Source organism: Nocardioides sp. F233, from assembly GCF_057813895.1.
Window position 1 is genome coordinate 180,362 of the sequence record NZ_JBVASH010000007.1, and the last position, 18,369, is coordinate 198,730.

Annotated in this window: 17 protein-coding genes; 9 read left to right on the forward strand and 8 right to left on the reverse strand. The window is 72.2% G+C overall.

Annotation, left to right across the window (positions count from 1 at the left end):
* Positions 1–102 precede the first annotated feature (102 nt).
* The 5 genes from ACZYRU_RS23515 to bar all read left to right on the forward strand — a co-directional run bounded on the left by ACZYRU_RS23515 (position 103) and on the right by bar (position 7,097).
* Complete coding sequence (locus ACZYRU_RS23515) at positions 103–2,181, forward strand: hydantoinase/oxoprolinase family protein (protein ID WP_488959529.1); 2,079 nt, start codon at positions 103–105, stop codon at positions 2,179–2,181.
* A 1-nt stretch (position 2,182) separates the two neighbouring features.
* On the forward strand, positions 2,183–4,180 hold the full coding sequence (locus ACZYRU_RS23520; protein WP_488959530.1) for a hydantoinase B/oxoprolinase family protein: 1,998 nt from the start codon (positions 2,183–2,185) through the stop codon (positions 4,178–4,180).
* Between the two features lie 19 nt (positions 4,181–4,199).
* Positions 4,200–4,940 carry an SDR family oxidoreductase gene (locus tag ACZYRU_RS23525; protein ID WP_488959531.1) on the forward strand — a complete coding sequence of 247 codons (741 nt, stop codon included), beginning with the start codon at positions 4,200–4,202 and terminating at the stop codon, positions 4,938–4,940.
* Positions 4,941–5,030: 90 nt separating this feature from the next.
* Positions 5,031–5,966, forward strand: a complete 936-nt coding sequence (locus ACZYRU_RS23530; RefSeq protein WP_488959532.1) for a carbamate kinase — start codon at positions 5,031–5,033, stop codon at positions 5,964–5,966.
* 24 nt (positions 5,967–5,990) lie between these two features.
* Positions 5,991–7,097, forward strand: coding sequence for a barbiturase (gene bar, locus ACZYRU_RS23535; RefSeq protein ID WP_488959533.1), 1,107 nt, complete (start codon positions 5,991–5,993; stop codon positions 7,095–7,097).
* A 114-nt stretch (positions 7,098–7,211) separates the two neighbouring features.
* Here the strand turns inward: bar and ACZYRU_RS23540 are convergent, their stop codons facing one another.
* Positions 7,212–7,616, reverse strand: a complete 405-nt coding sequence (locus ACZYRU_RS23540; RefSeq protein WP_488959534.1) for a VOC family protein — start codon at positions 7,614–7,616, stop codon at positions 7,212–7,214.
* A gap of 63 nt (positions 7,617–7,679) precedes the next feature.
* Complete coding sequence (locus ACZYRU_RS23545; protein ID WP_488959535.1) at positions 7,680–8,426, reverse strand: helix-turn-helix transcriptional regulator; 747 nt, start codon at positions 8,424–8,426, stop codon at positions 7,680–7,682.
* 112 nt (positions 8,427–8,538) lie between these two features.
* On the opposite strand from ACZYRU_RS23545, the gene ACZYRU_RS23550 reads away from it, so the two are divergent.
* The 4 genes from ACZYRU_RS23550 to ACZYRU_RS23565 are packed head-to-tail and all read left to right on the forward strand — an operon-like array spanning position 8,539 to position 13,014.
* Positions 8,539–9,042 carry a (2Fe-2S)-binding protein gene (locus ACZYRU_RS23550; RefSeq protein WP_488959536.1) on the forward strand — a complete coding sequence of 168 codons (504 nt, stop codon included), beginning with the start codon at positions 8,539–8,541 and terminating at the stop codon, positions 9,040–9,042.
* Positions 9,039–11,429, forward strand: coding sequence for a xanthine dehydrogenase family protein molybdopterin-binding subunit (locus ACZYRU_RS23555; RefSeq protein ID WP_488959537.1), 2,391 nt, complete (start codon positions 9,039–9,041; stop codon positions 11,427–11,429). Before ACZYRU_RS23550 ends, ACZYRU_RS23555 begins: the two co-directional genes overlap by 4 nt.
* Complete coding sequence (locus ACZYRU_RS23560; RefSeq protein WP_488959538.1) at positions 11,426–12,283, forward strand: FAD binding domain-containing protein; 858 nt, start codon at positions 11,426–11,428, stop codon at positions 12,281–12,283. The genes ACZYRU_RS23555 and ACZYRU_RS23560 overlap by 4 nt, the downstream gene beginning before the upstream one ends.
* A gap of 2 nt (positions 12,284–12,285) precedes the next feature.
* Positions 12,286–13,014 (forward strand): SRPBCC family protein, encoded by a 729-nt coding sequence (locus ACZYRU_RS23565; RefSeq protein ID WP_488959539.1) that lies wholly within the window; start codon positions 12,286–12,288, stop codon positions 13,012–13,014.
* Between the two features lie 201 nt (positions 13,015–13,215).
* On the opposite strand, the gene ACZYRU_RS23570 is transcribed toward ACZYRU_RS23565, so the two are convergent.
* Genes ACZYRU_RS23570 through ACZYRU_RS23595 form a run of 6 tightly spaced genes read right to left on the reverse strand, consistent with a single transcriptional unit; the run spans position 13,216 to position 18,350 of the window.
* A complete protein-coding gene (locus tag ACZYRU_RS23570) occupies positions 13,216–13,923 on the reverse strand; it encodes a hypothetical protein (protein WP_488959540.1) in 708 nt (235 codons plus the stop codon).
* Complete coding sequence (locus tag ACZYRU_RS23575) at positions 13,920–14,846, reverse strand: vWA domain-containing protein (protein WP_488959541.1); 927 nt, start codon at positions 14,844–14,846, stop codon at positions 13,920–13,922. The genes ACZYRU_RS23570 and ACZYRU_RS23575 overlap by 4 nt, the downstream gene beginning before the upstream one ends.
* On the reverse strand, positions 14,843–15,913 hold the full coding sequence (locus ACZYRU_RS23580; protein WP_488959542.1) for a VWA domain-containing protein: 1,071 nt from the start codon (positions 15,911–15,913) through the stop codon (positions 14,843–14,845). The genes ACZYRU_RS23575 and ACZYRU_RS23580 overlap by 4 nt, the downstream gene beginning before the upstream one ends.
* On the reverse strand, positions 15,886–16,410 hold the full coding sequence (locus ACZYRU_RS23585; protein WP_488959543.1) for a hypothetical protein: 525 nt from the start codon (positions 16,408–16,410) through the stop codon (positions 15,886–15,888). Before ACZYRU_RS23585 ends, ACZYRU_RS23580 begins: the two co-directional genes overlap by 28 nt.
* Positions 16,394–17,284 carry a DUF58 domain-containing protein gene (locus tag ACZYRU_RS23590; RefSeq protein WP_488959544.1) on the reverse strand — a complete coding sequence of 297 codons (891 nt, stop codon included), beginning with the start codon at positions 17,282–17,284 and terminating at the stop codon, positions 16,394–16,396. The genes ACZYRU_RS23585 and ACZYRU_RS23590 overlap by 17 nt, the downstream gene beginning before the upstream one ends.
* 7 nt (positions 17,285–17,291) lie before the next feature.
* Positions 17,292–18,350, reverse strand: a complete 1,059-nt coding sequence (locus ACZYRU_RS23595) for an AAA family ATPase (RefSeq protein ID WP_488959545.1) — start codon at positions 18,348–18,350, stop codon at positions 17,292–17,294.
* Positions 18,351–18,369 lie beyond the last annotated feature (19 nt).

Consider the following 18,369-nt stretch of genomic DNA (forward strand, 5'->3'; position numbering starts at 1 on the left):
CCCGAGCCGCCGGACCGGCAGGCAACATCTGCCCACGATCGGCCGATCCATCGGCAGATGATGCCGTCGTGCAGCGCGAGCTGGCTCACTTGAATGTGAGTCATGACAGCGAGGCGGATCAGGATCGGCATCGACACGGGCGGCACGTTCACCGACGTCGTTGCCTTCGACGAGGACAGCGGTGAGGTCGTCACGACCAAGACCCCGAGCACGCCGGGGAACCCGGCCGACGGGTTCCTGGCGGGCATCGACAAGGTGCTGGGGATCGCGGGGGCGCAGTTCGACGACGTCGTCGCCGTCAGCCACGGCACCACGGTCGCGACCAACCAGCTGCTCGAGGGCAAGGTGGACGCGCTCGGGTTCATCACCACCGAGGGCTACGAGGCGATGCTCGAGATCGCCCGACAGTCGGTGCCGGACGGCTACGGCAACTCGTACTTCTGGGTGAAGCCGGACCGGATCGTGCCCCGTGACCTGGTCAAGGGCGTCGGTGGCCGCCTCGACTTCACCGGTGCGGAGATCCGCCCGTTCGACGAGGAGAAGGCCCGCGAGGTCGCCCGCTGGTTCAAGGCCAAGGGCATCGACACCCTCGGCGTCTGCTTCCTGCACGCGTACGCCAACCCGGCGCACGAGGAGCGGATGCGCGAGATCATCGCCGAGGAGCACCCGGACGCCGTGGTCTCCATCTCCAGCGAGGTGCTGCGCGAGTACCGCGAGTACGAGCGCTCGATGACCACCCTCGTCGACGCCGCGGTCAAGCCGAAGCTGAGCCGCTACGTCAACAACATCAAGGACCGGCTCGCGACCCAGAGCGGCCGGACCATCCCGTTCTACGTGATGAAGTCCAACGGCGGCGTGCTCTCGGCCGACGAGGTCGTGCACCAGCCGATCACCACCGTGCTCTCCGGGCCGGCCGCCGGCGCCCTCGGTGCCGCGCTGATCGCCAAGGTCGCAGGCTTCGACAAGGTGCTCACCTCCGACGGAGGCGGTACGTCGACCGACGTCTCCGTCGTCATCGACGGCGACCCGACGCTGACCACCGAGGGCAGCGTGGGCGTGTACCCGTCCAAGATCCCGATGATCGACGTCGTCACCGTCGGCGCGGGCGGCGGCTCGATCGCCTGGCTCTCGCCCGAGGGCACCCTCAAGGTCGGCCCGCACTCGGCCGGCGCCGACCCGGGCCCGATCTGCTACCGCAAGGGCGGCAGCGAGGTCACCATCACCGACGCGCACGTCTTCCTCGGCCGGATCCCTCCCCACCTGCTCGGTGGCGAGATCCCGCTCGACGTCGACGCCGCCAGCGCTGCGATCCAGCAGCTGGCCGGCAAGCTCGGCATCTCCGCCGAGGCCTGCGCCACCGGCATCCTCGAGATCTCCGCGTGGAACCAGGCCAACGCGCTGCGCCAGGTCACCGTCAAGCGTGGCCTCGACGTCCGCGACTTCACCCTCACCACCTTCGGTGGCTCGGGCTCGCTGCTGCTGTGCCGGCTGATGGACATCCTCAACGTCCCGACCGTGCTGGTCCCGCCGAACCCGGGCAACGTCTCGGCCTTCGGCCTGCTCACGGTCGACGTCAAGAACGACTACGTGCAGACCCACGTCGCGCTCCAGGAGAACCTGGACCCGGCCGACCTGCAGCAGGAGTACGACGTCCTCACCGCGCGCGCCGCCGAGGCGCTCACCAAGGAGGGCTTCGCGCAGGCCGACCACGTCTTCGTGCGGACCGCCGACGTGCGCTACTTCGGCCAGGCGTTCGAGGTGCGCGTCGGCGTACCCGACGGGCCGATCACCGCGGACACCCTGACCACGGTCGCCGACCGGTTCCACGCCGAGCACCGGGTGCTCTACGGCTACGACTTCTCCGGCGACGCGTCGCAGCAGGTCGAGGTCGTCAACCTGCGCGTCTCCGGCGTCGGCCCGATCAAGCGCCCCGAGATCCTGCGCGCCGACGGCGCCAAGCCGGAGCCGCAGCAGACCGGGTCGCGCTCGGTCTGCTTCGACGCCGATGCCGGGTACGTCGAGACGCCGGTCTTCTGGCGCACCGACCTGCCCGCCGGCCAGGTGCTCACCGGTCCGGTGATCATCGAGGAGTTCGGCTCCACCGTGCCCATCCACCCCGGTTTCACCGCCCGGGTCGACGACTACGCCAACATCATCGTGACGCGCTCGGAGGAGAACTGACATGTGCCTGAGCTGCCAGACCATCCACAACGGCGCCGCGCCGGCCGGGCACACCCATGACGCGGAGACCGGCTCGCGCCGCGCACCCACGCAGTTCCCGTTCGGCACGCTGACCGCCGACGCCGGCCGCAGCGCCGACCCGGTGCTCGTCGAGATCGTCCAGGGCTCGCTCGCCGCCGTCGAGCACGAGGTCGAGACCGCCATCGCGCGGACCTCGCGCAGCCCGATGATCCGCGACGCGCACGACTTCCGCGCCGGCATCCACGACCGCCTGCTGCGCAAGCTCACCGGTCGCTCGTACTCCGCGCTCGTGCACCCCGTCGCCCGGGACTTCCCGATCGAGGAGATGCAGGAGGGCGACGTCTTCTTCCACAACGACGTCTACCTCTCCGAGGGCGGGATCGGCCACCTCCCCGACCTGTGCGTCACCGTCCCGGTGTTCGCCGGGCCGGAGGGTGAGCGCCGCGTCGTCGGCTTCATCCAGGCCTTCGGCCACCACGACGACATCGGCGGCGCGGTGCCCGGCTCGATGCCCTCGCACGCCACCAGCGTGTTCGAGGAGGGCCTCGCGGTGCCCCCGATCAAGCTGTGGGACGCCGGCGTGCCCAACAAGGCCGCGCTGCGGATCATGACCCGCAACTCGCGGATGCCCGAGTCGCTGGCCGCCGACCTCGACGCCGAGTGCTCGGCCTGCCTGATGGGCGCCCGGCGCCTGGGCGAGCTGTTCGACCGCTACGGCATCGAGACCGTCGAGGCGTGCTTCGACGCCATCATCGACCGCTCCACCGAGACCTACCGCCGCGAGATCCTCTCCAAGATCCCCGTCGGCAGCTGGACCTGGGAGGACTACGCCGAGCACGACGGTGTCGACGAGCCGCAGCTGCACACCCAGCGGATCACGCTGACCCGCACCGCGGCCGACGACCCCGAGGGCGAGCGGCTGATCCTCGACTTCGACGGCACCGGCCCGCAGGCCAAGGGCCCGATCAACCACTGCGGCGACTACTCCGACGGCGTCTTCCTCAAGAAGTGGCTCGCGCCGATCCTGCGCAACCTCGCCGACACCCCGGAGCGGATGGCCGAGCTCGACGTCAACGAGGGCGTGGTGCCGCTGATCGAGATGCGGTTCCCGCCCCCGGGCACGCTGCTCACGCCGGTCTTCCCGGCACCGACCAACGCCCGTACGTTCGTCATCCTGCGCCTGCTCGGCGTGCTCGCCGGCGTGATCGCCAAGGCGGTCGACGGCAAGATGCCCGCCGACCAGGAGACGATCCGCTACACCGGCGTGTACGGCGAGGACCTCGACGGCCGCTCGTACCTCATGCGTGAGGTGCTCGGCGGCGGCTCCGGCGGTCGCTACTACGCCGACGGCGAGGACACCATCCACGTCGTGCCGGACTCGCGCAACCTCCCCACGGAGTTCACCGAGTCGCGCTTCCCGTTCGTGGTCGAGTCGCTCGGCCTCGCCATGGACTCCGGCGGCGCCGGCCAGTTCCGCGGCGGCCTGGGCTACGAGAAGCACATCCGGATGCTCAAGGACGCCAACTTCATGTCCATCGCCGACCGCTCGATCCTCGCCTGCTGGGGCGTCAAGGGCGGCAAGGCCGGCAAGCCCTTCCAGGTCACCATCGACCCGGGCGGCCCGAACGAGCGCGAGGTCGACGCCCTCGCCGACTCCGAGCCCGTCGTGACCGGCGAGACCATCCGGATCCGCACCACCGGTGGCGGCGGCTGGGGCAACCCCGTCGACCGCGACCCGGCGCTGGTCGTGCGCGACGTCGTGTGGCGCAAGGTCTCCGCGGCTGCAGCGCTCGACGACTACGGCGTGGTCCTCACCGGCTCGCTCGACGACGACAGCCTCGGGTACGACGCCGCCGCCACCGCCGCCGAGCGGGCCTCCCGCCCGGTGCCCGCCGCCGACGATGCGTTCTTCGACCGCGGACCCGGCTACGGCGTGCTCGCCGGTGGCGCCACCGCCGCCGCGGTGGACATCCTCTGAGGAACCGCGGGAACCGACGATGAAGGTCGCGATCCTCGGGGGATCCGGCAAGACCGGTCGCGCCGTCGGCGCGGCCCTGGCCCAGGCGGGCGTGGCGACACGCCCCCTGGGCCGGGCCGCTTTCGACGACCTGCCGGCTGCCCTGGCCGGCGCGGACGCCGTGCACGTGATCGCCCCCAACCTGCACCCCGACGAGCCGGCGTACGTCGCCGCGGTGCTCGCCGCCGCCACCGAGGTCGGCGTCCGGCGGGTGAGCTACCACTCGGTCGCCTCGCCCTACGTCCCGGCGATGCCCCACCACCTCGGCAAGGCCGCCTCGGAGGACCTGGTCCGCCGCTCCGGCCTGGCCTGGACGATCCTGCAGCCCTGCGCCTACGTGCAGAACCTGCTGCCCGCGCTCCGCGACGGCACCCTCGACGTGCCGTACTCGGTCGACACCCCGTTCGGCATGGTCGACCTGCAGGACGTCGCCGCCGCGACCGCGGTCGTGCTGACCGGCGAGGCACACGTCGGCGCGACGTACGAGCTCGGCGGGCCCGCCCTGGTGTCGATCGCCGACGTGGCTGCCGCGGCGGGTCTCTCCGCGCGCCGGGTGCCCGCCGGCGACGACGTGCACCCGTGGCTGCAGGCGATGTTCGACTACTACGACGACCACGGCCTGCCCACCGGCGGCGTCCCGCTGGCCGCGTTGCTCGGTCGTCGGCCGGCCTCGGTCGCCGAGGTGCTGGCCCGCGATCTCGCTGCCGATCCCGGCGTGTGAGAACCGCTGGCAGGTGTTGCCAGCCTTCTGCTCCCGAGTTGGCTGTTCCTCACGATGAACGAGGGTGATCCGGCTCACTAGGTTCGCTGCATGAGGATCCTGCTGGCGCTCGGCGGCAACGCGATGACATCCCCCGACGGGAAGGCCCGTCCGGAGGACCAGATCGCGGCCGCGACCGAGGCGATGGAGGCGGTGGCCGACCTGGTTGCGGCCGGTGTCGACGTCGTCATCACCCACGGCAACGGGCCGCAGGTCGGCAACCTGCTCGTCAAGAACGAGCTGGCCGCGACCGTCGTGCCGCCCGTTCCGCTCGACTGGTGCGGTGCCCAGACCCAGGGCACCCTCGGCGACATCCTGATGAACGCGCTCGACGGCGCCCTCGCCGCCCGAGGCCTGACCCGGCCCACCGCAGCGCTGGTCACCCGTACCCGCGTCGACGCGGCCGACCCGGCCTTCGCGGCACCCAGCAAGCCGGTCGGCCGCTACCTGTCCGCCGACGAGGCGCGCACCATGATCGACCACGGCGAGACCTGGGAGGACCGCGGCGAGCGCGGCTGGCGGCGCATGGTCGCCTCGCCGGAGCCGCTCGAGGTCCTCGACGCCCCGGCCGCGGTCGCCCTCGTCGACGCCGGCTTCGTCGTCATCGCCAACGGCGGTGGCGGCATCCCGACGGTCCGCAGCGCCGACGGCAGCCTGGCCGGCGTCGAGGCCGTCATCGACAAGGACCTGGGCGCCGCCCTGCTCGCCCAGGCGATCGAGGTCGACCTCCTCGTCATCGCCACCGACGTCGCGCACGCCGTCCTCGGCTTCGGGACCCCCGAGGCCGCCGACATCGGTCAGGTCACCCTCGACCAGATGCGGAAGTACGCCGCCGACGGCAACTTCGCCGGCGGCTCCATGGGCCCCAAGGTCGACGCGGTCTGCCGCTTCGTCGCCAGCTCGGGCCGCCGCGGCGTCATCACCGACCTCGGCAGCATCCTCGCGGCCGCCGAGGGGCGCGCCGGAACCATCGTCACCCCCAACTGAAGAACCCCGAAAGGAACCCGACCCATGCCTTCTGCCATCGAGGTCCGCAAGGTCCCGATCCACTCCGTCGCCGACGCGTCCGAGCTGGCCAAGCTCATCGACGACGGCGTCTTCAAGGCCGACCGCGTCATCGCGATCATCGGCAAGACCGAAGGCAACGGCGGGGTGAACGACTACACCCGGATCATCGCCGACCGCGCCTTCCGCGAGGTGCTCGTCGACAAGGGCGCGCCCGTCGACCAGGTCAAGCAGGTCCCGATCGTGTGGTCCGGCGGCACCGACGGCGTGATCAGCCCCCACGCCACCATCTTCGCCACCACCGACGTCGCCGAGGACGACCCGAGCCGCGAGGAGCAGCGCCTCACCGTCGGCTTCGCGATGAGCGAGCCGATCCTGCCCGAGGAGATCGGGTACGTCGCGATGGTCGAGAAGGTCGCCGCCGGCGTGAAGATCGCCATGGAGCGTGCGGGCATCACCGACCCGGCCGACGTGCACTACGTGCAGACCAAGACCCCGCTGCTCACCATCCACACCATCCGCGACGCGCACAGCCGCGGCAAGGAGGTCTGGACCGAGCACACCCACGAGTCGATGGACCTGTCCAACGGCGTCACCGGCCTCGGCATCGCCGTCGCCCTCGGCGAGATCGAGATGCCGACCGACGCGGACGTCATGAACAACCGCGAGCTGTACTCCTCGGTCGCCTCCTGCTCCTCGGGCGTCGAGCTCGACGTGGCCCAGATCGTCGTCGTCGGCAACGCCAAGGGCGTCGGCGGCCGCTACCGGATCGGCCACTCGGTCATGAACGACGCCCTCGACCAGGACGGCATCTGGAACGCCATCAAGGACGCCGGCCTCGACCTGCCCGAGCGCCCGCACTCCTCCGACCTGCAGGGCCGCCTGGTCAACGTCTTCCTCAAGTGCGAGGCGTCCCAGAACGGCGAGGTCCGCGGTCGGCGCAACGCGATGCTCGACGACTCCGACGTGCACTGGCACCGCCAGATCAAGTCGTGCGTCGGTGGCGTCACCGCTGCCGTGACCGGCGACCCGGCGGTCTTCGTCTCGGTCTCCGCCGCCCACCAGGGCCCGGAGGGTGGCGGCCCCGTCGCCGCCATCGTCGACCTGGGCTGATCACCAGGTACGACGTCCTCCCCGGATCCCCGTCCCCGCCCACCGGCAGGGGCGGGGATCCGTCATGTCCGGGGTCTCGAGACGCTTGCTGCGCAAGCTCCTCGACCATCGGCTTCACGCGGCCGGCGGCGCGAAGACGCTGAACTGGTTGCCGGCCGGGTCGCGCAGGTAGGCGAACGTCGGCACGCCCGGCCCGACGTCGAGGTGCTGGCTGAGCACGGTGCCGCCGAGCTCCTCGGCGCTCGCGCAGGTGGCCGCGACGTCGGCGACCAGGATCGAGAACACTGCGTGCCCGGGCATCCGCCCGCCCGTGCCGAAGACGCCGCCCGACGGCCCACCACCCCCGGGCGCGGTGATCAGGCGGTAGTCGAGGCCGCCGGCCTCGGAGGCCTCGTCGGTGGCGAACGTCCAGTCGAACAGGCCGCCGTAGAACTTCTCGGCGGCGTCGGGGTCGTCGGTCGCGACCTCGAACCAGGCGACGGTGCCGGGGACGGGTGCGGCGGGGGGAGTGGTGGTCATCGGAGCTCCTTGGTGAGTCGTGGAGGGGGAACACGACCACCGTCCCAAGGCTTCGCGACAGCCCTATGTCGGAGTTCCCGCGGGAATTCCGAGCAGCTCCTCCGGCCGCAGCGCCGAGGCCGGCACGGGCCCCAGCGCCCCCACGAGGGCCGGGTCGAGCGGCCGCCGCGGGCCGCGGGGAAGCGCCGCAGTGCGCTCGGCCCGGGTGATCCGGTCCATTCGGAAGACCCGGTCGTCCTCACGCAGCCGGCACCAGGCGGTGAGGTACGAACCGCGCGGGCCCATCACGACGTGCTGCGGCTCGACCTCGCGCTCCGACTCGACGTGGTCCACGTCGACGTACCCGATCCGCAGGACGTGTCCCTCCCGGACCGCGCGCCAGATGGTCTCGGCGACGTCGACGTCGGGTGTCGCCCCGAGGGGTACGACGAGCCGCACCTTCGCCGCCGCCGCACGGGCCTCCGCGAGGGCAGGGCCGGGCATGGCCGCGACGATCTTCTGCAGTGCCGATCGGGCGTCGCGCGCGAACAGCACGTGCGTGCTGCTGCTCAGCGCCACCGCGACCGCCGTCGCCTCGCGTGGGGTGAAGTTGAGCGGGGGCAGCGTCATCGAGGGGTCCAGGCTGTAGCCGCCGGTGCGCCCCTGCCGCGTCGCGAGCGGCACGCCGGCCTGCCCGATGGCGCTCAGGTCGCGCTCGATCGTGCGTACGCTGACCTCGAAGTGCGCGGCGAGCTGGCTCGCCGTCCGCCCCCGCGGACCGGCGGCGCGCAGCTCCTCGACGAGGGCGTAGAGGCGGTCCGTGCGGTTCATGACGGCAGGCTAGGCGCGACCGTCGACACCCCTGGCTCGCCACCAACCCCGCACCAACCAACCCTGCCTAGCGTGAGCCAGGTCACAGGTCCCTCACGCTCAAGGGAGAGTCATGACCCGGATCAGCCTCACCGTCGACGGTCAGCAGGTGGCCGACGACGTCGAACCCCGCATGCTGCTCGTGCAGTACCTGCGCGAGAAGCTCGGCAAGACCGGCACCGTCATCGGTTGCGACACCAGCAACTGCGGGGCCTGCACCGTCCACCTCGACGGCAGGAGCGTGAAGTCCTGCAACGTGCTGGCCGTCCAGGCCGACGGCGCCACGGTCACCACCATCGAGGGACTGGCCGGTGAGGACGGCGCGCTGCACCCGGTGCAGGAGGCCTTCCGCGAGTGCCACGGCCTCCAGTGCGGGTTCTGCACGCCCGGCATGATCATGCAGACCGTCGACCTGCTGGCCGAGAACCCCAGCCCGTCGGAGGAGGCGATCCGGCTCGGCCTCGAGGGCAACCTGTGTCGCTGCACGGGCTACCACAACATCGTCCGGGCGGTGCAGCACGCCGCAGGGGTCTCGACAGGCTCGACCAGCTCTGCGGGCGAGGGGGCGACGGCATGACCGCCACCCAGGAGCCCACCCAGGGCGAGATCGGCCGCGACCGCCGCCGCAAGGAGGACCAGCGCCTCATCACCGGCCGCACCCGCTGGACCGACAACATCACGCTCCCGGGCATGCTGCACCTCGCGATGGTGCGCAGCCCGTTCCCGCACGCGCGGATCACCGGCATCAACACCGCCGAGGCCAAGGCCAGCACCAACGTGGTCGCCGTCTTCACGGGCGCGGACCTCGGCGAGGGCCAGGGGGCCTGCATCAACGCGTGGCCCGTCGTACCCGACCAGGTCACGCCGGCCCACCTGCCGATGCCGACCGACCGGGTCGCCTTCGCCGGAGAGACCGTGGCGGTCGTGGTCGCCCGCAGCGCCGCCGAGGCGCGGGACGCCGCCGAGCTGGTCGAGGTCGACTACGAGGAGCTCCCGGCCGCGCTCGACCTCAAGGAGTCAGCCGAGAACACGGTGCTCGCGCACCCCGACCTCGGCACCAACGTCAGCGCCGTGTGGCGCTTCGACTCGGCCGAGGCCGGCACCGGCGGCGACGTCGAGGCCGCCATCGCCGAGGCCCGCGCGAACGGCATCGTGATCGAGCGGGAGTACCGCCAGCAGCGGCTGATCCCCGCGTTCATGGAGCCGCGCAGCACCGTCGTGGACCCGACCGGCGAGCAGATCACGGTGTGGTCGGCGACCCAGGTGCCCCACATCCTGCGCTTCGCGATCGCCGCCACGACCGGCGTACCCGAGTCGAAGATCCGGGTGATCGCCCCCGACGTGGGCGGCGGCTTCGGCGGCAAGCTGCAGCAGACGCCGGAGGAGATGATCACCTTCGCGGTGGCCCGCAAGCTCGGCAAGCCGGTGAAGTTCACCGAGACCCGCAGCGAGTCCCTGCTCACCGCCCACCACGGCCGCGACCAGTGGCAGCGGCTCACCCTCGCCGCCACGAAGGACGGCCACGTCACCGGCCTCAAGGTCGACCTGCTCGCCGACCTCGGTGCCTACGTCGCCATCGTCGGCGGCGGCGTCCCGGTGCTCGGCGCGTTCATGTTCAACGCGATCTACAAGTTCCCGGCCTACCAGTTCCAGACCACGAACATCCTCACCAACAAGACCTGGACCGATGCCTACCGCGGCGCCGGCCGGCCCGAGGCGACGTTCGCGATCGAGCGGTTGATGGACGAGCTCGCCGCCGAGCTCGGCAAGGACCCGCTCGAGGTCCGCGAGATGAACTGGATCAAGCACGAGGAGTTCCCGTTCACCACGGTGGCCGGCCTCGAGTACGACTCCGGCAACTACGAGGCCGCCACCGCGCGCGCCAAGGAGATGTTCGGGTACGACGCCCTCCGCGCCGAGCAGGCCGAGCGCCGTGCCCGCGGCGACCGGGTCCAGCTCGGGATCGGCGTCTCGACGTTCACCGAGATGTGCGGCCTCGCACCGTCCCGGGTGCTGGGCAGCCTGAACTACGGCGCCGGCGGCTGGGAGCACGCCGAGGTCCGGATGCTCGCGACCGGCAAGGTCGAGGTCGTGACCGGGGCGTCCGCCCACGGGCAGGGCCACGAGACCGCGTTCAGTCAGATCGTGGCCGACCGGCTCGGCGTACCGTTCGAGGACGTCGAGGTCCTGCACGGCGACACCCAGATCTCCCACAAGGGCCTGGACACCTACGGCTCCCGCAGTCTGGTCGTCGGCGGCGAAGCCCTGGTGCGGGCGGTCGACAAGGTGATCGAGAAGGCGCGGCCGGTCGCGGCCCACCTGCTCGAGGCCTCCGCCGACGACCTCGAGTTCAGCGGCGGCCGGTTCACCGTCAGGGGGACCGACCAGGGGATGGCGATCACCGAGATCGCGACCGCCGTCTTCGCTGCCCACAACCTCCCCGACGGCGTCGAGGCGTCGATCGACTCGGAGGCGACGTACGACCCCGTCAACTTCAACTACCCGCACGGCACCCACCTGTGCGCGGTCGAGATCGACACCGAGACCGGGCAGGTCCGGCTGCGCAAGTACGCCTGCTGCGACGACATCGGCAACGTCATCAACCCGCTCATCGTGTCGGGCCAGGTCCACGGCGGACTGGTCCAGGGCATCGCCCAGGCACTGTGGGAGGAGGCGGTGTACGACGAGAACGGCACCCTCGTGACCGGCTCGTTCGTCGACTACCTGCTGCCGACCGCGGCCGACACGATCAGCTTCGACCTCGACCACACCACCTCGCCGGCGACGACCAACTCGCTCGGCACCAAGGGGGTCGGCGAGGCCGGCACGATCGCGTCCACCCCGGCGGTGGTCAACGCGGTCGTCGACGCGCTGCGCCCGTACGGCGTCCACGACGTCGCGATGCCGTGCACGCCGGAACGGGTCTGGCGAGCGATCAACGACAGCAAGGGAGCGCAGGCATGATCCCCGCAGCCTTCGAGTACGTCGCCCCAGCCACGGTCGAGGAGGCGCTCGCCGCACTCGCCCAGCACGGCGACGACGCCAAGATCATCGCCGGCGGGCAGAGCCTGCTGCCGGTGCTCCGGATGCGGCTCAACGCGCCGGAGTGGGTGATCGACCTCGGCCGGATCGACTCGCTGCGCGGCATCCGCGACGGGGGCGACCACCTCGCCGTCGGCGCGATGACCACCCACCACGACGTCGGCCAGGACCCCCTCGTCCACGAGCACGCGCTGCTGATCAGCAAGGCGATCACGCACCTCGCCGACGCGCAGGTGCGGCACCGCGGGACCTTCGGTGGCGCCCTCGCCCACGCGGACCCGGCAGGCGATCTCGGGGCGCCTGCCCTCGCGCTCGACGCGACCTTCGTGGTCCAGGGGCCCGGCGGTACGCGCGAGATCCCGGCAGCCGACTTCTTCGTCGACCTCTTCGAGACGGCGATCTCCGACGACGAGATCCTGGTGGAGGTGCGGGTGCCCAAGTACGACGGCTGGGGGGCGGCGTACGAGAAGTTCGTCCGGATCGCCCACCAGTGGCCGATCGTCGCGGTCGCGGCGACCGTGCGGATGGAGGGCGACACCATCGCGGAGGCCCGGATCGGCCTGACCAACATGGGCTCGACGCCCGTGCGCGCCCGGGCTGCGGAGGCCGCGCTGGCCGGCGTACCGGCGACGGAGGAGGGGGTCGCCGCCGCGGCCGCCCTCGCCGCCGATGGCACGAACCCGCCGAGCGACCTCAACGGCGACGCCGACTACCGCCGCCACCTCGCGACGGTGCTCACCCGACGGGCCGTGCTCGCGGCAGCCGGGAGGGGCTGACCTTGGACCTCAGCCACTCCTTCACCGTCCCCACGTCGCTCGACGCGACCTGGGCGCACTTCCAGGACATCGGCGCCCTCGCCGAGTGCTTCCCGGGTGCCCAGGTCACGGCGGTCGGCACCGACGACGACGGCGCCCCGACCTTCGAGGGGACCTGCAAGGTGAAGCTCGGCCCGATCGCGCTGGTGTACGCCGGCTCCGGCAAGTTCGTCGAGCGCGACGAGGCCGGCCACCGGTTCGTCGTGGAGGCGAAGGGCCGGGACAAGCGCGGCAACGGTACGGCGGGCGCCACGGTCACCGTGACCATGGCCGCCGCGGGCGACGGCTCCGGCGACGCCACGCAGGTCGACGTCGTCACCGACCTCGCCATCACCGGCAAGCCGGCGCAGTTCGGGCGCGGCGTGATGCAGGACGTCTCCGACAAGCTGCTCGGGCAGTTCGTGTCCTGCCTCGAGCAGCGCCTCGCCGCCGAGGCGGCGCCGCCGGCAGCCGCTGCGGCTGCGGGGGATGCCGGGGAACCCACCGACACCGCGGCCGCCGGGCACCATCCCGAGCCGGCGGCCGCGGTACCCACGCCGTCACCGCGGCCCGCAGCCGCGGCCGAGGACGACGCCCTCGACCTCGGCTCGGCGGTGCTGCCGATCCTGGTCAAGACCTACGGCAAGCAGATCGGTGCGGTGCTCGCGGTGCTGGTCGGGATCGCGCTGTGGCGGCGGTGCCGCCGGCACTGACCCCGGTGGTCGAGGAGGTCGCGCAGCGACCGTCTCGAGACCCCTGGCCGTGCTCTCGGAACCGCGTTTGGCCGGTTCCGACAGCACGTCGCCGGGTCTCGTGACGCGCCACGACCTCGCTTGCTTCGCGGCGCGAGCTCGCCGGCGCTCCTCGACCTTCGCCCGTGATCTGCGCCCTCGTTCCTCGGGCGCAGCGGGCTCTCACCACGCGTCGGGCCGGGTGTAGTCCTCGTCGTCGTAGAGGTCCTGGTCCTCGTGGCGCTGGTCGGCGCCGCGGTCGTTCTGCTCCTGCAGCCGGTCGCGACGGGGGTCGGAGTCGCCGGGGTCGTCGCCGGGTTGCTGCTGCTGAGGCGGCTGCTGGTCCTGGGGCTGCTGCGGCTGGTCCTGGTTCTGCTCGAGCTTCTCGCGCAGCCGCTCGTCGACGGCGCCGGCGTCGGCGGTCTGCTCCTTGCCGCGCCCGGCGTCCTGCGGGCACCTTCCGGCCGCGAGCACGTCGATGCCGGCCTGGTACGCCGCCCGCGCGTCCTCCGACGCCCCGGACTCGGCGGCCGCGTCACCGACGGCCTCGTGGGCGAGGGCAAGGTTGATCCGCACGGTGCACTCGTCGCGGTGTGGCACGTCCTCGAGGGCGGCCCGGTAGGCGGTGATCGCGTCGGCGTACCTGCCCTGGGCGTGCTCGGACGCGCCCTCGTCGAAGGCGGCGACCCAGGACTCGAACCAGTTCAGCGTGCGGGCGCCGGCGAACTCGGACGCCGCCCCGTCGAGGTCGCCGCGGTCGAAGGCGTCGCGGCCGGAGGCGTTGGCCTGCAGCATCAGCGTCACCTTGAGCGCGTACGCCGCCACGAGCAGCACCGGCACCAGCCCTGCCAGGAGGAGGACCAGTCGCAGTCGTCGGCGGGGGTTCGTCATCGGACCGCTCCCTTCCGGGGTGCCAGCACGTGCCGCGACGCCCAGACCGCGCGCCAGCCGGCGTGCAGCTCGAGCAGCAGCAGGCCGAGCAGCAGGACGCCGACCAGCCAGGTCAGGTCGTGCTCGGCAGGACGGTCGTGGCCACCGGAGCCGTCGGAGTACGACGCCTCGAACGAGCGCGCGAGGTCGTCGAGACCTCCGGGCCGGGTGCGGTGCTGGAACGGCACACCGAGCTGGTCGGCGATCTTCTGCAGCTCGGCGGGATCGGCGTGGGACTGGGCGGTGTCACCGGTCGCGGGGTCCTGGACGTAGCCGAGGTCGCCGGTCAGCTCGTCGTCCGCCGGCATCGGGGCGCCCTGCTTCGTGCCGTAGCCGAGGACGGCTCCGCCGGCGACCTGGTCGGCCACCTCGTCGTACGTGTCGACCGCGCCCTCGCTCGTGGTGTCCTCGCCGTCGCCGACGTAGACGACGATCCGGCGCCGCTGGGGCGCCTGCTCGGCCGACCGCTCGAGCAGGTCCTTCAGCTCCGGGACGGGGCGGGTGGCACTCGACCCGATGCCGTCCTTCGGCTTCTCGAGGTACAGCGTCTCGACGGCGGCACCGAAGGCGGCGCTGTCGGAGGTGAGGGGGAGCACGACGCGCGCGTCGGTGCCGAAGGCGAGCATCCCGAACCGGGCGCCGGGCAGGGCCTTGGCGAGCGCGGTGAGGTCGGCCTTGGCGCCGGTGATGCGCGGCTGCTTGCCGTCGTAGTCGAGGGCTGCCATCGACCTGGTGCGGTCGATGACGACGATGACGTCGAGGTCGGAGAGCTGGGCGGGGACCTCGGCGCGGCCGAAGCCGGGGCGCAGCAGGATGACCACGAACAGCAGCACGATGCCGATCCGGCGCACGAGCACGAGGGCGGTCGAGGTGGTGGTGCTCATCGCCCCGCCCCGCTCCGGTCGCGCAGCACGAGCACGCCCTGCAGCACCCACAGCAGCACCAGTCCGCCGAGGCCGATCCCGACGATGACGGTGCCGACGTGCGGCCGGTCGAGCACCTGCACCAGCGGCGGCCGCTTGATCGGCTTGGCGTCCAGGCTGGCGATCGCGTCGATGACCGCCTTGGTGCTGCCGTCGGCGCCGAGCACCGAGAAGGTGCCGCCGGTGCTGGTCACCGCGCTCCGGAACTGCTCGGCCGCGTCGGGCCGCTCGGCCGTCGCCGGCGCCGCGATGCCGTGGACGACGACCTTCTTCTCGCGGGCGTACGCCGCCGCGTCCGGCACGCTGAAGATGCCCTTCCCGATCGGCTCGTTGTCGGAGGCCAGCACGATCGCGCGGCTGCGGTCCTCGTCGTTGCGGTCGAAGCGCTGCACGCACGAGGCCAGCCCGTCGCCCATCTGGGACTGGACGTCCCAGTCGAGGACGGTGCCGGCGGTGAAGACGGCGTACTCGTCGCTGTAGACGTCGCCCGACGCGAACGCCTTCTCCGCCGCGTTGAGCTGCTCGAGCACGTACGTGTAGTCGTCGGTCAGCGGGAACACCGTGATCGCGGCGCCGCTCCAGATCGTCAGCCCGATCCGCTCACCGCGCAGGCCGGAGATGATCGCGCGGAACTCGCGCAGCACGTCGGCGTCGACCTCCGCCATCGAGCCGGACGCGTCCAGGCACAGCACGATGTCGCGGGTGCGGTCCTCCTGGGTCATCGTCTGCCGCTGCTGCAGCCGCCCGGCCAGCACCACCGCGCCCGTGCAGGCCACCAGCGCGGCCAGGGTCAGGCAGGCGCCGAGCGCGACCTGGCGTCGTACGAGCGTGCGGTAGCGGGGGAGCGACTGCAGCCGCGCCGCATGGGCGACGTACGACGCACCGCTGCGGCTCGGTCGGCGCCAGGGGCGCAGCCACAGCACGAGGAGCAGCAGCACGAGGGCGCCGAGCAGCAGTGACAGCCACGGCCACCGGAAGCTGGTGGTGTCGGTGTCCCACATCAGGCCGCGCTCCAGGCCGGGCTCCACGTCGCGACCAGGCCGCGCGACCGGTCGACGGCGGTCTCGAACAGGTCGTGGGAGAACGTGCCGTCGGGGTCGTCGGGGGCGAACTCGGGCGGGTAGACCAGCTCGAGCACCTCGACCAGCGCGACCGGCGCCCGGTCGCGGAAGTCGGCCAGCGCCATCGACCGGGCAGGCAGCGTGGTGACCGCGGCGACGTAGTCGCGGACCACCTCGCTGAGCTGCTGGTGCCCGGTGCGGGGCGTGATCTCGCCGGCCCTGACCCGGCCCTCGATGTGGTCGATCCGGGCCAGGTGCTGCTGGCGCACGTCGGGCAGCGGGACGCCCGGGCGCGCGAGGGCCACGGGCCGGGGCGCACGGGTGAACCACCACGCCAGCACGTAGTAGACGACCAGTGCGACGGCGAGCCCGACGGCGATCCACAGCCAGCGGTCGGCGTACCCGACCGGTCCGGTGAACTCCTCGGGCAGGTCGACGGCGAGTGCCTCAACGGCGGCGCGCATGGCGGTGCCTCTCGAGGAGCCGGAAGACGGCGGTGATCGCGGAGTCGTGGTCGCGGACCACCTCGTGGGCGATCCCGAGCTGGTCGAGGCGACGGCGCATCCGCTGGCCCTCCTCGTCGACGAGCGCCGCGAACTCCGCGCGCAGCCGGGCGTCGCGGCGCAGCCAGCCGGGCACCTCGGCGTCGGCGTCGACGTCGACCAGCCGCCGGTCGGCGACGCTGCGCTGGGTGGGGTCGAGGTCGCCGACGGTCAGGAGGAGCACCTCGTGCTGGGCGGTCAGCCGGCGGAGCAGCGTCGCGGACTCCTCGGAGAGGGTCACGTCGTCGGTGACGACGACGAGGATGGTGCGCCGCCGGATGGTGCGTACGACGTGGCGCAGCAGGCCGGGCAGGTCGCCGTGGGGGCCGTCGGGCGTGATCGCCTCGTGGACGGTGCCGAGCAGCCGCTCGAGGTGGAGCTCGCCGGCGGCCGGGCGCTCGACGTGGCGGCGCTGCTCGTCGCCGTGGACCAGCGCGACCAGGTCGCCGTGCTGGACGGCGAGGTAGCCCAGGACGCCGGCCACCAGGACCGTGAGCTCGCGCTTGGCGACCGCGGCGTCGTTGAGCGCGGCCATGCTCCGGCCGGTCGAGACGCAGAGCAGCACGGTGTGCTTGCGCTCGGCGACGTACCTCTTGACCAGGAGCTGGCGGCTGCGCGCCGACGCCTTCCAGTCGATGTCCTTCACGTCGTCGCCGCGGACGTACTCGCGCAGGTCGTTGAAGTCGATCCCGCGTCCGACGTGGATCGCGGCGTACTCGCCCTCGAGCAGGCCCCACACCTTGCGGTGGGCGTGGATGGCCAGCCGCGACTTGATCCGTGTCAGGTGGGCCGTCACGGCCGGCTCACGGGGTCGGCACCGCGCGGAAGACGGCGTCGATGACCGTCTCCGGGCGGACGCGGTCGGCGAGCGCCTCGAAGCTGAGGTGGAGCCGGTGGCGCAGCACGCTGTGCCGCAGCTCGCGGACGTCCTCGGGGATCACGTAGTGGCGGCCCTGGACGACCGCCATCGCGCGTGCTGCCTGGAAGAACGCGATCGACCCGCGCGGACTGGCGCCGATCTCGACGTAGTTGCCGAGCTCGGGCCCGAGCAGGCCGGTGACGTCGCGGGTCGCCCGCACCAGGGCGGTGATGTAGCGGCGGATCGCCGGGTCGACGTACACCCTGCGGACCAGCTCCTGCAGCTCGGCGACCTCGTGGGGCGTGACGACGGCGGCGACGTCGGTCATGTGCTGGCCCAGCGTGCCGTCGTCGATCCGCTCGAGGACCATCAGCTCATCGTCCTCGGTGGGGTAGTCGACGATCTCCTTGAGCAGGAAGCGGTCCATCTGGGCGTGGGGGAGGACATAGGTGCCCTCCTCCTCGATCGGGTTCTGCGTGGCCAGCACCATGAACGGGTCGGGCAGCGGGTGGATGGCGCCGGCGATCGACGTCTGCCGCTCCTGCATCGCCTCGAGCAGGGCCGACTGGGTCTTCGCGCTCGCGCGGTTGATCTCGTCGAGGAGCACGAAGTTGGCGTGGACCGGCCCGAGCTGGGTCTCGAACTCGTGGCGGCGCGGATCGTAGACCTGGGTGCCGATGATGTCGCTGGGCAGCAGGTCGGGCGTGCACTGGATGCGGGCGAACCGGGCGCTGACCGCCTGCGCCAGCGTCGAGGCGGCGAGCGTCTTCGCCAGCCCGGGCACGCTCTCCAGCAGCACGTGGCCCTCGGCGAGCAGGGTGACGAGGAGCGCCGTACGGACCCGGTGCTGGCCGACGACCCGGCTCGAGAAGGCGTCGGAGACCTTGCTGATCGCCTCGGTCGCGCCGGCCAGCTCGTCGAGCGAGAGCGGTGTGCTCGGCTCGGCGGGGGTACGCCGGGTGCGGCCGGTGGGAGCGGTCGGCGACTCGTTGACCTGCGTCATGCCGCCCAACCTACCCAGC